At 40.3% G+C, this 13058-nt stretch carries 13 protein-coding genes; 11 read left to right on the forward strand and 2 right to left on the reverse strand.

Annotation, left to right across the window (positions count from 1 at the left end; translation table 11 throughout):
- Window positions 1-19: 19 nt before the first annotated feature.
- The 9 genes from QUF73_23885 (at window position 20) to phoU (ending at window position 9748) form a co-directional block, all read left to right on the forward strand.
- A complete protein-coding gene (locus tag QUF73_23885) occupies window positions 20-502 on the forward strand; it encodes a DUF456 domain-containing protein (GenBank protein MDM5229153.1) in 483 nt (160 codons plus the stop codon).
- Between the two features lie 209 nt (window positions 503-711).
- On the forward strand, window positions 712-1320 hold the full coding sequence (locus QUF73_23890; GenBank protein MDM5229154.1) for a superoxide dismutase: 609 nt from the start codon (window positions 712-714) through the stop codon (window positions 1318-1320).
- 143 nt (window positions 1321-1463) lie between these two features.
- Window positions 1464-2681 carry an MFS transporter gene (locus QUF73_23895; protein MDM5229155.1) on the forward strand — a complete coding sequence of 406 codons (1218 nt, stop codon included), beginning with the start codon at window positions 1464-1466 and terminating at the stop codon, window positions 2679-2681.
- Window positions 2682-2811: 130 nt separating this feature from the next.
- Window positions 2812-4995 carry a penicillin-binding protein 2 gene (locus QUF73_23900; protein MDM5229156.1) on the forward strand — a complete coding sequence of 728 codons (2184 nt, stop codon included), beginning with the start codon at window positions 2812-2814 and terminating at the stop codon, window positions 4993-4995.
- Window positions 4996-5234: 239 nt separating this feature from the next.
- Window positions 5235-6203 (forward strand): PstS family phosphate ABC transporter substrate-binding protein, encoded by a 969-nt coding sequence (locus QUF73_23905; GenBank protein MDM5229157.1) that lies wholly within the window; start codon window positions 5235-5237, stop codon window positions 6201-6203.
- Window positions 6204-6317: 114 nt separating this feature from the next.
- The gene (gene pstC, locus QUF73_23910; GenBank protein MDM5229158.1) at window positions 6318-7292 is read left to right on the forward strand and encodes a phosphate ABC transporter permease subunit PstC; all 975 of its coding nucleotides are present in this window, start codon (window positions 6318-6320) and stop codon (window positions 7290-7292) included.
- Window position 7293: 1 nt separating this feature from the next.
- The gene (gene pstA, locus QUF73_23915) at window positions 7294-8178 is read left to right on the forward strand and encodes a phosphate ABC transporter permease PstA (GenBank protein ID MDM5229159.1); all 885 of its coding nucleotides are present in this window, start codon (window positions 7294-7296) and stop codon (window positions 8176-8178) included.
- Between the two features lie 18 nt (window positions 8179-8196).
- Window positions 8197-9024, forward strand: coding sequence for a phosphate ABC transporter ATP-binding protein PstB (gene pstB, locus QUF73_23920; protein ID MDM5229160.1), 828 nt, complete (start codon window positions 8197-8199; stop codon window positions 9022-9024).
- A 64-nt stretch (window positions 9025-9088) separates the two neighbouring features.
- Window positions 9089-9748 carry a phosphate signaling complex protein PhoU gene (gene phoU / locus QUF73_23925; GenBank protein MDM5229161.1) on the forward strand — a complete coding sequence of 220 codons (660 nt, stop codon included), beginning with the start codon at window positions 9089-9091 and terminating at the stop codon, window positions 9746-9748.
- 70 nt (window positions 9749-9818) lie between these two features.
- Here the strand turns inward: phoU and QUF73_23930 are convergent, their stop codons facing one another.
- On the reverse strand, window positions 9819-10304 hold the full coding sequence (locus QUF73_23930; protein MDM5229162.1) for a hypothetical protein: 486 nt from the start codon (window positions 10302-10304) through the stop codon (window positions 9819-9821).
- Window positions 10297-10689, reverse strand: coding sequence for a hypothetical protein (locus tag QUF73_23935; protein ID MDM5229163.1), 393 nt, complete (start codon window positions 10687-10689; stop codon window positions 10297-10299). The genes QUF73_23930 and QUF73_23935 overlap by 8 nt, the downstream gene beginning before the upstream one ends.
- 324 nt (window positions 10690-11013) lie before the next feature.
- On the opposite strand from QUF73_23935, the gene QUF73_23940 reads away from it, so the two are divergent.
- Window positions 11014-11649 carry a DUF4912 domain-containing protein gene (locus QUF73_23940; protein MDM5229164.1) on the forward strand — a complete coding sequence of 212 codons (636 nt, stop codon included), beginning with the start codon at window positions 11014-11016 and terminating at the stop codon, window positions 11647-11649.
- Window positions 11649-12884 (forward strand): glycosyltransferase family 4 protein, encoded by a 1236-nt coding sequence (locus QUF73_23945; GenBank protein ID MDM5229165.1) that lies wholly within the window; start codon window positions 11649-11651, stop codon window positions 12882-12884. Before QUF73_23940 ends, QUF73_23945 begins: the two co-directional genes overlap by 1 nt.
- Window positions 12885-13058 lie beyond the last annotated feature (174 nt).

The raw sequence follows: 13058 nt of genomic DNA on the forward strand, positions 1-13058 counted from the left end.
TCGAGAAAGGGTGCTGATCATGGAGATAATTTATTGGACGCTGATCATTCTGTTATTTATTATCGCTTTTGCGGGCCTGGTTTTTCCGATAATTCCAAGTGTGCTGTTTTTGCTGGGCGGTTTTATCCTGTATGGAATTCTTTTTTCTTTCGAACCTTTTAACTGGCTTTTCTGGACGATTCAGGTGCTATTTGTCCTGCTGCTATTTGGTGCAGACTACGTAGCAAATATGATTGGGGTAAAAAAGTATGGCGGCTCAAAAGCGGGTGTCTGGGGAAGCACAATCGGTCTGCTGGCAGGTCCATTTGTCATCCCTGTATTGGGAATATTAATTGGGCCTTTTTTGGGTGCGGTCATTGCAGAACTCGCAGTAAATAAGGCCAGCTTCAATGATGCAGTGAAAATCGGTTTTGGATCGGTAATCGGCTTTGTCAGCAGTGCAGCAGCCAAAGCGGTAATTCAAGGGGTAATGATTATTTATTTTCTATTTGTGGTCCTTTGAGGACCCGCTTGAATGGTTAGAATTTGATGGAATAATAAAAACGAGTTTGGATATTGTATATATGTAGCAAAGCATTTTGTTTGAAACAAAAAACCAACTTTGGTAATCTTAAACTAAAGACCTTAGAAACATTCTAAAATCAGAATTTTATAAATGATTGAAGTGTTTCAGGGGCTTACTAAAACAGATACATAGGGAGGAATTTTATTATGGCATTCGAATTACCGCAATTACCTTACGCTTATGATGCATTGGAGCCAAACATCGACAAAGAAACGATGAATATTCATCATACAAAGCATCACAATACTTATGTAACAAACCTTAACAATGCTTTAGAAGGAAACGAAGAGCTTCTTTCTAAAACTGTTGAAGAAGTAGTTTCTAACCTGGATGCCGTACCTGAAGCTGTTCGCACTGCAGTACGAAACAACGGCGGCGGCCATGCAAACCATTCTCTATTCTGGCAGATCATTTCTCCAAATGGCGGCGGTGAGCCTACAGGTGAATTAGCAGACGCTATCAGCAGTAAATTCGGAAGCTATGACAGCTTCAAAGAAGAATTTGCAAAAGCAGCTACAACTCGCTTCGGTTCTGGCTGGGCTTGGCTGGCAGTAAACAATGGCGAATTGGAAGTAACTAGCACACCTAACCAGGATTCTCCTTTAATGGAAGGCAAGACTCCAATCCTTGGCCTTGATGTTTGGGAGCATGCTTACTACTTAAAATATCAAAACCGCCGTCCTGAATATATCAATTCTTTCTGGAATGTTGTTAATTGGGATGAGGTTTCTAAGCGTTACAGCGCAGCAAAATAATAAAATCAAAAAGCACGGCGGATTACATCTGCCGTGTTTTTTTGTTCTTGAATTAAGAGCTATTCTGCTAATTTCTAAATCATTGCATAACCGCACTTGCTTTGTAGGAGACTACCCTTAGAACCAAAGGGGAGTTTTTTTTTATGAGCAGATTTAAAAAACTGATCGGTGATGTGGATTTAACGAAAGATTTAACATTGCTTTTATTTATAGGGGGGCTGTATTCTTTAAGTGCTGCCCTTTCTAACACATTTGTAAATATTTATCTCTGGAAGCAGTCTGGCGAGTTCAGCGATCTTGCTTTATATAACTTGGCCATTGTGGTTCTTCAGCCTTTGACGTTTATCCTGGCAGGGAGATGGGCGAAAAAAATTGACCGTGTCATTGTACTGAGAATCGGTGTAATTTTTTTGGCACTATTTTATCTGACAGTGCTTTTCATTGGAACGAATGCCTCAAAATTTCTATTGCTTCTAGGGGCTCTGCTGGGAGTCGGGTATGGGTTCTACTGGCTTGCTTTCAATGTACTTACTTTTGAAATAACTGAGCCGGAGAATCGCGATTTCTTTAATGGCTTCCTTGGAATACTAACATCCGTGGGGGGTATGATTGGACCGATAGCAGCGGGTTTCATTATTTCAAGGATGGAAAAGTTCACGGGATATTCCGTTATCTTCGGCATCTCACTGACGCTTTTTTCAATAGCCGTCTTTTTAAGCTTTTTTCTTAAAAGGCGGCCAGCTGATGGGAGGTATTTATTTGGAAGAATCCTGGCAGAACGAAAAAACAGCCTGAACTGGCGAATGATTACGAATGCCCATTTTTTTCAGGGTCTCAGAGAGGGAACCTTTATTTTTGTCATATCAGTTTATGTTTTTATTTCAACTGGCAGTGAACTGGCTCTTGGTACATACGGATTGGTCAACTCAAGTATATCTTTTTTGGGGTATTTTCTTGTATCAAGGCTTTTAAAGAAGGAGTATCGGAAAAGGGCCATACTTATAGGCGGGTTATTACTGTATGGTGCCATTTTCTTTATCGTTTTTGAGGTTACGTATCCAAAGCTGCTGATGTATGCAGCCGCTATTGCTATAGCGTATCCTCTCCTGCTTGTGCCATATATCTCATTGACATATGATGTCATTGGCAGAGGCTGGAAGGCTGCAGAGATGAGAATTGAGTATATCGTAGTAAGGGAAATCTTCTTAAATGCAGGACGTGTAGTATCCATTTTAAGTTTTTTAGCTGCGGTATCTTTTTTCAATGAAGAAAAAAGCATCCCTATTCTTCTCTTAATCATTGGGGCCGGACATTCGGTCATATATTTCTTCGTCAGGAAAATACAATTTCAGTCTGCATGAGAGAGAGGAAATCCTCTCTCTTTTTTTACCAGAAAAATATCTCTGTCGAAAAAGGGTTCTTTATAGAATTTATTGCTATTTTCTTTTAGAATGGGATTATGAGACTTTTTTAAAGGAAGTGTGCGTAATTTTGAATAGGAAGAAAAAGAAGAAGACCCATGTTCCTTTCCGTCTGAATATGCTCTTCTTTGCTGTGTTTTTATTGTTCTCCATGCTGATCCTCAGGCTTGGGATGGTTCAGATTGTTTACGGTGACGATTATAAGCGTGAGATTGAAAGAACGGAAGATGTTACAGTCAACAGCCCGGTGCCGAGAGGAAAGATGTTTGACAGAAATGGCCAGGTGATTGTCGATAATACTCCGCAAAATGCCATCACATTTACTAATAATGGATACAAGCAGGACGAAATGCTTGAGGTGGCAGAAAGGCTGGCCAAGCTCATACACAAAGATACCGAAAAGGTTCAGGAACGCGATAAAAAAGATTACTGGATTATGAAAAATCCTGAAGAGGCTGAAAAAAAGATCTCTAAAAAAGACAAAGAAGAGCTTGAAAAGAAGTATGAAGGCGACCAGAAAGAATTGGACAAAGCCATCTACCAGCTAACATTGGATCGAATTACAGAAGATGAATTAAGCGAATTGACAAAAGATGATCTTGAAATACTTGCCATCTACAGAGAGTTTACAAGCGGATATGCATTAACACCGCAAATTGTCAAAAATAAAGGAGTCACTCCTGAGGAATTCGCAGTTGTCAGCGAAAATCTTCAAATTCTTCAGGGTGTTGATACAACAACCGATTGGGAAAGGTATTATGCCTTCGGAGATACATTAAAATCAGTGCTGGGTAATGTGACAAGCTCTGATGAAGGGCTGCCGGCTGAGCAGCTTGAATACTATATGGCCCGTGATTACAGCCGCAATGACCGTGTAGGAAAAAGTTATATTGAGATGCAATACGAAGAAGTGCTTCACGGCCAAAAGGCAAAAGTGAAAAATATTACAGATAAGGCCGGAAATGTTCTTGAAACTGTACCCATCACTGATGGACAAAGAGGAAAGGACCTTGTTCTGAGCATAGATATGGATCTTCAGAAAGAAGTCGAGAAAATCATTGAAGAAGAATTGCGTGAAGCCAAGGCATCTGCAGGTACTGCATTACTGGACAGAGCATATGTAGTGCTGATGGATCCTCATTCCGGAGAGGTTCTTTCAATGGCCGGCAAAAAGATTGTGAAGGATAAAGAGACTGGCCAATCAGTCATGCAGGACGATGCATTGGGCAATATCACTACTACTTATAATGTGGGTTCTGCTGTGAAGGGCGCTACAATTCTTACCGGATATAAAACGGGTGCTATTACTCCGGGGACCGTTTTTTACGACCGGCCTTTAAAAATAAAAGGAACACCAGTAAAAAAATCCTGGAGAAATTTTGGTCCTTTAAATGATATTAATGCGCTTAAATATTCTTCCAACGTTTATATGTTTGAAACTGTCATCAATATAGGCGGCGGGAAATATGAGTATGAACAGCCATTGCGGATAAATGAAGAAGCTTTTAATACTGTAAGGGATTCCTTCGCTCAATTCGGGCTTGGGGTACGGACAGGAATTGATTTGCCGAATGAGCAAACAGGCTTTAAAGGGACGAGTACATTGCCTGGTTTCATGCTTGACTTATCGATTGGCCAGTACGATACCTATTCCAATATGCAGCTTGCCCAATATGTTTCGGTCATTGCCAATGGCGGAAATAGGATGGAGCCTCATATTGTTAAGGAAATCCGTGAGCCATTGATGGAAAATCAAGAACTTGGCCCTATTGTTCAGGAAATGGAGCCAAAGGTCCTTAATCGGGTTGAACTGGAAGAGGGATGGATGGACCGGGTCCAGGAAGGCTTCCGAAGAGTCATGCAGGAAAAAGGCGGAACAGCATACGGTTTGTTTGGAAGTAAGGAATATAAGCCGGCAGGGAAAACCGGTACTGCCGAGGCATTTTACGATGGACCGCAACGCAGCAAGTTTGGCAAAGAGCCGCCGGAAGTGATGAACCTTAGTCTTGTAAGCTATGCACCGTCTGAAAACCCCGAGGTTGCTATGGCAGTGTTAGTTCCATGGGCTTACCAGGGAAGCGTAGACCACGGTGCCAATAAAGAAATTGGAGAGCGCGTCCTGGATGCTTATTTTGATCTTAAAAAGGAACGTCATAAAAAGGGCGATGATAGTGAAGAATCTGTTCAAAAAGTGGAAAATATAGATGATGTACTTGAAGGGCAGGAAGAGGCCCGCAAGGAAGAGGATGAATAAGTGCTGCTAAACTGTCTCCCAATAAGGGGAGGCAGTTTTTTATTTCTCTTTTTATTATGAATTGCAACCCGGCTATGATGGAAAGATAAATTTATGTTATACCTCTTATTCGACATATTTACACAAGAATCGTCCACATTTACAAAAGCTTTACAATCAGTTAAAACGGCGTTAACAGTCAACCCTTATTCTAATACTCGTAGGACAAAACAACCAATTTTCTTAGGGGGAATTCAGGAATGAAACGTCTTAAAAAAATGAGCCTGTTTTTAATGCTGGCAGCTGTGATGGTATTTACTGCAGCTTGCGGTGGCGGAGATACAAATGAAGGTGCAAGCGGGAATGGCGAAAATAGTGAAGAGCTGGAAGGCAGTGTTGTAATAGATGGTTCTGGAACTGTTTATCCATTCATGGCACGCATGGCTGAAAATTATATGGGAGAACAAGAAAATGTCTCTGTAGAAGTTAGCCGCTCCGGAACTTCAGCTGGCTTCAAGAAATTCCTTGCAGAAGACGGAACAGATTTTAACGATGCTTCCCGCCAAATCAAAGATGAAGAGAAAGCTTCAGCTGAAGAGCTTGGCATTGATGTACAGGAAATGAAGGTTGCTTTAGACGGTATAACAATTGTAATTAATAAAGAAAATGACTGGGCTGCTGAGCTTACACAGCAAGAAGTTGTCGATATCTTCCTTGCCAGTGCAGGAAAGAAAAAATGGTCAGATGTTCGCCCTGACTTCCCGGATGAAGAAATTCAAACTTATGGCCCAAATGAAAACCATGGCACTTACGAATTTATGTTTGAAAATATTCTCGAAGAACAGGACCTTCCTGAAAATATCAACTTACAGCAGGACTACTCAACTTTAGTGGATCTTGTATCTAAAGATAAAAACGCTATCGGATTCTTTGGCTTTGGATACTATGACAGCAACAAAGATAAATTGACTGCAGTAAAAGTTGACTTTGGAAATGGGCCAGTTGAGCCATCATTAGACACAATTAAAGAAGACGGAGATTATGCTCCATTTACTCGCCCGGTATTCACATACCTGAATACAAATATGGCGAAAGAAAAGCCGCAAGTCCTTGATTATGCTATCTATACAATGGAAAATGCACAGGATGTGGCAGCAGAAACTGGATTTGCTCCATTATCTGATGAAGATATCCAAGCTTCTCTAGATGCTTTGAACGGATTGAAGTAAGTGTTAAAAGTGTTGAAAACGGGGAGATGAGAGGTTAGCCTTCTCATCTTCTTGTGGTGTTAAAAGTTTTTATGCGGGTATATATGCTAAAAAGTTCTTCTATGGATGAGAGGGATGAAAGGGGTTTTACACTTGGCAAAAAGCGCTGTTCACGATAACGACAAAAAGTTGAATATACGTGAAATCATACAACAAAAGAAAAAATCTCGAAGTGTTAATAATTATACTGAAAAGTTAATTCCTAAAATTTTATTTGGTATCGCAGCAATCTCTGTTTTGACTACTATTGGAATTGTACTTACTTTAATTACGGAAACAATCGCCTTTTTCAAAGACGTTCCTTTTATAGATTTTTTTACAGGCACTGAATTAAAACCATTAGGTGCCAATGCTGTTTTTGGAGTTCTTCCTTTACTGACCGGAACAATCATTTCCACACTAATAGCCATGCTTGTTGCCATTCCGGTGGGACTGATGACAGCGATATTTTTAAGTGAATATGCATCAGAAAAAACAAGAAAAATTTTAAAGCCGCTTCTTGAGATTCTGGCTGGCATTCCTACTATTGTTTATGGATTTTTTGCATTTACATTTGTAACACCTTTACTAAGATCTTTTATTCCCGGCCTTGAACCAACAAATATTTTAAGCCCCGGGATTGTAATGGGAATCATGATCATCCCAATGGTAGCGTCCCTTTCTGAAGATGCAATGAGTTCTGTACCTAATGCAATGAGAGAAGGTGCCCTTGCATTGGGCGCAACAAAACTTGAGGTGACCTGGAAAGTTGTTGTACCAGCAGCTATTTCGGGAATCATTGCTTCGTTTGTGTTAGGAATTTCTAGAGCAATCGGGGAAACGATGATCGTAACCATTGCGAGCGGAAGTTCGAAAAACTTTACATTTGACGTTACTCAATCCATGCAGACAATGACTGCTTATATTGTGGAAGTAACAGGCGGGGAAGCAGCCGCAGGAACAACATTATATTACAGTCTTTATGCTGTTGCTATGACATTGTTTGTGTTTACGTTAATTATGAACCTTCTTGCTCAGTATATCTCTCGCAGGTTCAGGGAGGAATATTAATATGAAATATGTAGATTCTGAACAAGTGCATAAAAAAATGGGCAGCCGACTGCTAGCCAATAGCCTTGCTAAAACACTTTTCTTTTTGGCCACTTTATTTGGCCTGGTAGTTTTAATTGTTTTGATTTATCGGGTTCTTGCTGATGGTTTAGGCTGGATCAACATGGATTTTCTGATGAACCGTTTATCGACGGATCCTGAAAGAGCAGGAATCTGGGGAGCAATAACAGGAACACTATGGCTGATGCTTGTTGTTGCTCCTGTAACGATGATTCTTGGTGTAGGCACAGCCATTTATCTTGAAGAATATGCAGCCAAGGGCCGTATTACTTCATTTATTAAAACGAATATCTCAAACCTGGCGGGTGTTCCGTCTGTTGTTTTTGGAATCCTTGGATTAACTGTTTTTGCAAGAGCATTGGATTTGGGTTCTGTAGTTCTCGCAGGAGGTCTTACGATGGCACTGCTGGTTCTTCCTGTTGTAGTAGTTGCCAGCCAGGAAGCCATTCGTGCAGTTCCTCAATTCTTAAGAGAAGCCTCTTACGGTATGGGTGCAACAAAATGGCAGACCATTAAAAATGTAGTCCTTCCCGCATCTCTGCCGGGAATTCTTACGGGTGTCATTCTTGCACTGTCACGGGCAATCGGTGAAACAGCGCCATTGGTTGTTATCGGTATTCCGGCATTGTTAATACCTGTTCCTGATGGGATCTTTGATAAATTTACGATATTGCCGGTGCAGATTTATTACTGGACTCTTGACTCTGCCCTTGTAGCGGAATATGCCAACCTGGCAGCTGCAACTATCGTTATATTATTGATTGTATTGTTTGTGATGAATTCAATCGCTATTTTGATCCGCAATAAATTCCAAAAAAGATATTAGTCTGGGAGGTTTTATATAATGCCTGTAGTGACAGAAAAAACAAATCCAAATGTAAAAAAAGAAAACTTAAACCCAAATTCAAAAGAAAACAAAAAAGTTGTTTATCATACAAAAGATCTTAACCTTTGGTACGGTGAGGGCCATGCGTTAAAAAATATTAATTTGGCCATCAATGAAAATGAAGTAACAGCCATCATCGGTCCATCAGGATGCGGCAAGTCCACTTATATTAAAACTCTGAACCGCATGGTTGAACTTGTGCCTACAGTAAAGATTTCCGGTGAAATCTTATACCGTGAACGTAATATACTTGATAAATCTTTTAAAGTGGAGGATTTAAGAACAAGTGTAGGCATGGTTTTCCAAAAGCCAAATCCTTTTCCAAAGTCTATTTATGAAAATGTGGCATATGGACCGAAAATACACGGAATCCGTGATAAAAAAATACTGGATGAAATTGTTGAAAAAAGCTTAAGGGGAGCGGCAATCTGGGATGAAGTAAAGGATCGGCTGAACCAGAATGCGTACGGCTTATCCGGCGGACAGCAGCAGCGTCTATGCATTGCACGCTGTCTTGCAATTGAACCGGATGTCATTTTAATGGATGAGCCAACTTCTGCACTCGACCCAATTTCCACTTTAAAGGTAGAGGAGCTTGTGCAGGAGCTTAAGGAAGAATTCAGTATTATCATCGTTACTCATAATATGCAGCAGGCAGCACGTATTTCTGATAAAACAGCTTTCTTCTTAAACGGTGAAGTAATCGAGTTTGCCGATACAGATAAGATATTCTCTACCCCTTCAGATAAGCGGACTGAGGATTATATCACTGGACGATTCGGCTAATCAATTATACTGGTTTGTATCAACGATTTAATCATTACTATTAGGATGAAGGGGGATTACATTGATGGTAGTACGCGAAAGGTTTGAATATGATCTGCAGGAACTTCAAAAAAAACTGATTGAAATTGGCAATTTTGCTGTAGAGGCCTTGCATAGATCGGTTGAAGCGCTTGAAACACAAAATATAGAATTGGCACTTGAGATCATTGATGACGATAACCAGGCTGATATTTTATATGAGGAAATAAATGATTTAGCCATTCTGTTAATTGCCAAACAGCAGCCTGTGGCTATTGACCTTCGCCGCATCATTGTCGCTATAAAAATCGCAACAGACATTGAACGAATTGCTGACTTTGGAGTGAATATTGCGAAGTCTACAATTCGGATTGGGTCAGAACCTCTTATTAAGCCGATTGAACATATAAAAGAAATGTACAAAATTTCTACAGAAATGCTGCGTCTATCACTGGAGGCTTTCACTGAAGAAGATATTACAAAGGCAAAAAAAGTTGCCGATATGGATGATCAGGTAGACGACCTATATGGTGAAACAATTAAAGAGCTGCTGCAAATCAACCTGCAGAAACCCGAATATCTTCCTCAGATCACTCAGCTGTCTTTTGTTTGCCGATATTTAGAAAGAGCAGCGGATCATGTTACCAATATCTCTGAACATATTTTTTACCTGGTTAAAGGACGCCAGTATGATTTGAATAATTAAATAAGAAAAGCGGAAGTGCCTTGCCGCGCTTGTGCCAGACAGTAAAAAAGCTAAAAGGATTCACCTCCTTTTAGCTTTTTGTTATGATTTTTGCGATTTCTTTGTAGCTCATATCAGCGGTCAGTTCAAATGTGCCCAGCTGTACTTTTTTGCTGTACCCGTATTCTTCAAGGTAATTGCCGAAGTCTGCTGCCTGATCGATTACATTTGCCTTTTCAAGCTGTGCTGCGATTTCCCCAGGTGTCATGCCACTATTAATTGTAAGCTGATAAACTTCCTGTGAATTTTCTTCCGGCTCCGTATTTTTCTCAGCAGGTTTTTCTTTTTCTTCCGTATACTTGTTTGCTGGATCTTCGGATTTAGTCTGCTGCAATAGAGTATATTCTTCGTCTGTTAAAACAGTATAGCCGTTTGTCTGAAGAAATTCTTTCGCTCTGTTTTCATCTATTTTTCTATTTTCAGACTGATCCGGTTTTATGAAAAAATAGGCTGTGCCGAAGGCTATGACAGCCATAAGGATGCCAAATGCAAATGCCCGGGTATTTCTTTTATTCATAGCCATGACCTCTAAATTTCATTTCTGTTTGAATGGTCTTTACTTCATCAGGAGAGAGTGATGATTGTCTGGCAATTTGCTCTATTGACAATCCTTGCCTGGTAAGCAGCATCACCTGATTTTTTATAATTTCATGAACGTCCCTTTTCACTAAGGAATGAGCAGAAGAGTCAGCAGGAACGTGCTGAATAAAGGGTTCTTCAGCCACCAGCAGTTCTTCTTCCAATACTTTTAATTTCTTTTTAATCTGATACATTTCCTGAATCTGCTGCATGGACATTTGGTCCATTTCTTCGCGCAGCTCTTTATAAGGATCTTTCAAGAACGCTGAAAGTATAAATAGCCCTATAGACAAGATCAATAATGCCAGCATGATTGATTCCAAAAAAGTCACCTCTTATTCATTGAACAGAAATATTTTACCATCAAAATTGACAAATTTCGATATGCAATCCATAAACAGGTGAAAATTAAAGATTTTTGTCGCTGGAGCTCTGTCGAAAAAGCATCCCGGCAAATTTTGAAAATTTTTTTCTTATTTATATTCAAGCAGGCATGTGCATTCGCAGGAAGCGACAATTTCCGTTCATTGTAGGCTATCCATATCAGTGATAACATTGAGTTATAAAAATAGTCATAAAATTTTGCTTTTTGTCATATATATCCCTTTTTTATTGGGTTATGAAAATAAATACAAGAGGTGCCGGGTATGATCGATGAAATTATTAAGCTTCGCCGCAGGGGGCTTTCATTTCGCAAAATTGCCAGTGAGCTTGATACAACAGTAGGAAAAGTGCAATACCAATGGACCAAACTTATCCAAAATAAAGCAAAACGCGACAGCGAGGAGTCTGCCGGGCATAAGGGGACAGCTGAAGAAAATCCCGTTCCTAAACAAACGAAAGATCAATTGATATTAACAAGCATAACATCTGATAAGGTAAAAGTATTATGGAAATTATCTAATCATAAAGAGAGGATGGCTTCACTTTACTTGGACGAGCCTGTCTCTTCCATGAGAAAATCTTTAAGAATCTATGATGTAACCGGGATTAATTTTGATGGCGCCAATGCGCTCTCTGATCATGAAGTAATCCTGTCTCATCAGTCAGAATGGATCTTCAAAGGGCTCAAACCTGGCAGGGTGTATTGTGTAGAGCTGGGCATAAAATTGACAGAAGTCCATTTCTTCCCATTGCTGCGCTCAGAAGCAATTCATACTTCTGAGGAAATGCTTTATCAACCATCCGGAAAAGGCGAAGCTGAGAAGCAGCCTGCTGAATGGACTGTGAATGTGAGTACATACACTTATTATGAATCAATGAGTGAAGGAGAAGGTAAATAATGATGGAAACGGTAACTGCTGAGAGAAATAAAAATAGCTGCCATAAAGGTTTACCTAAGATCCTTCTTCTTACGTGGGAATATCCTCCACATGTTGTCGGCGGCTTATCAAGACATGTGCATGGACTCGCCGGAGGATTGAAACATGATTATGAGGTCCATATTCTGACAGCTAATCCGGGCGATCTTTCCAGCACTGAACTTAAAGATGGTATCTATATACACCGAGTTAAGCCGCTTAATGAAAAAGATCCTAACTTTTTGCATTGGATTTTAGGATTGAATTTGGCTATGGAGCAAAAAGCCATTGAACTGTCATCCTTCCATCGCTTCGAGGTCATCCACGCACATGACTGGCTTGTAGGTGCTTGCGGCCTGTCATTAAAGGAGAGTTTAAAGTGTCCTTTAATCACGACTATACATGCAACCGAATATGGAAGGAATAATGGGATTTACACAGAATTGCAGAAGTTTATCCATAGGAAAGAAGAGCAGCTGATACAAGAATCAGATCAGGTTATTGTCTGCAGTGAATATATGAAGGAAGAAGTACTTCAGCAATTTGGTATCGAAAGCGAAAAAATGTCTGTTATCGCAAACGGAATCAGCAAGGAAACCCTGCTTGATGACCCTGACTGTTTATTGGAGGGGCTGCAGGTAAAAAAAGGAGCCAGGCTGATATTTTCCATTGGGCGGATGGTCAGGGAAAAAGGGTTTGATACCTTGATCGAGGCAGCGCCTATTATAAAAGAAAAGTACCCGGATACCTATTTAATTATAGCCGGCAAAGGTCCTATGCTTGAAGCGCACAGAAAAAAAGCAAAAGAACTGAAAGTGGACGATGTAATTCATTTTCCGGGATATATTAATGATATGCAAAGAGTAGCTCTCTTTCTGAAGTGTGAGTTCGCTGTTTTTCCAAGTTATTATGAGCCGTTTGGCATTGTTGCCCTCGAAGCAATGATTGCCGGAAAACCGGCGATAGTATCTAACACTGGCGGGCTAAAGGGGATAATAAAACATGGATATTCCGGACTGTTCATGACCCCGGGTGATCCTGACAGTTTCGCAGAGCAGGCATCCGCTCTCCTTGAAGATCCAAAAGCTGCTCTTACAATTGGCAGACAAGGTCAAAAGGTCGCAGAAAGTCTATTCAGCTGGGGACGCATTGCGGAGGAAACCAAAAGAGTATTCCAGGAAACCCTAATCAGCCAGAAGCTAGAAGACCTTGTTTAAAGCTTTTGCAGTATTAGCAGGTTGGAAAACTTTTAAGCACTGAGTTGATTGTAGCGGAGGGCACTTGACCCATCGGGAGGAGGCTCGCGTTCCTCCCCGCGGAAAGCAAGTGACCCGTGCTAAAATCAACAGGTAAAATATATATGACTAACCTTTTATTAGAATTTTTAAAAA

The organism is Cytobacillus sp. NJ13, from assembly GCA_030348385.1.
GTDB lineage: Bacteria > Bacillota > Bacilli > Bacillales > Cytobacillaceae > Cytobacillus.

What these genes read in the sequence shown, in the direction of transcription:
- QUF73_23885 (MDM5229153.1), top strand. Translation starts at nt 20, where the DNA reads ATGGAGATAATTTATTGGACGCTGATCATTCTGTTATTTATTATCGCT.
- QUF73_23890 (MDM5229154.1), top strand. Translation starts at nt 712, where the DNA reads ATGGCATTCGAATTACCGCAATTACCTTACGCTTATGATGCATTGGAG.
- QUF73_23895 (MDM5229155.1), top strand. Translation starts at nt 1,464, where the DNA reads ATGAGCAGATTTAAAAAACTGATCGGTGATGTGGATTTAACGAAAGAT.
- QUF73_23905 (MDM5229157.1), top strand. Translation starts at nt 5,235, where the DNA reads ATGAAACGTCTTAAAAAAATGAGCCTGTTTTTAATGCTGGCAGCTGTG.
- pstC (MDM5229158.1), top strand. Translation starts at nt 6,318, where the DNA reads ATGAAAGGGGTTTTACACTTGGCAAAAAGCGCTGTTCACGATAACGAC.
- pstA (MDM5229159.1), top strand. Translation starts at nt 7,294, where the DNA reads ATGAAATATGTAGATTCTGAACAAGTGCATAAAAAAATGGGCAGCCGA.
- pstB (MDM5229160.1), top strand. Translation starts at nt 8,197, where the DNA reads ATGCCTGTAGTGACAGAAAAAACAAATCCAAATGTAAAAAAAGAAAAC.
- phoU (MDM5229161.1), top strand. Translation starts at nt 9,089, where the DNA reads ATGGTAGTACGCGAAAGGTTTGAATATGATCTGCAGGAACTTCAAAAA.
- QUF73_23930 (MDM5229162.1), bottom strand. Translation starts at nt 10,304, where the DNA reads ATGAATAAAAGAAATACCCGGGCATTTGCATTTGGCATCCTTATGGCT.
- QUF73_23940 (MDM5229164.1), top strand. Translation starts at nt 11,014, where the DNA reads ATGATCGATGAAATTATTAAGCTTCGCCGCAGGGGGCTTTCATTTCGC.
- QUF73_23945 (MDM5229165.1), top strand. Translation starts at nt 11,649, where the DNA reads ATGATGGAAACGGTAACTGCTGAGAGAAATAAAAATAGCTGCCATAAA.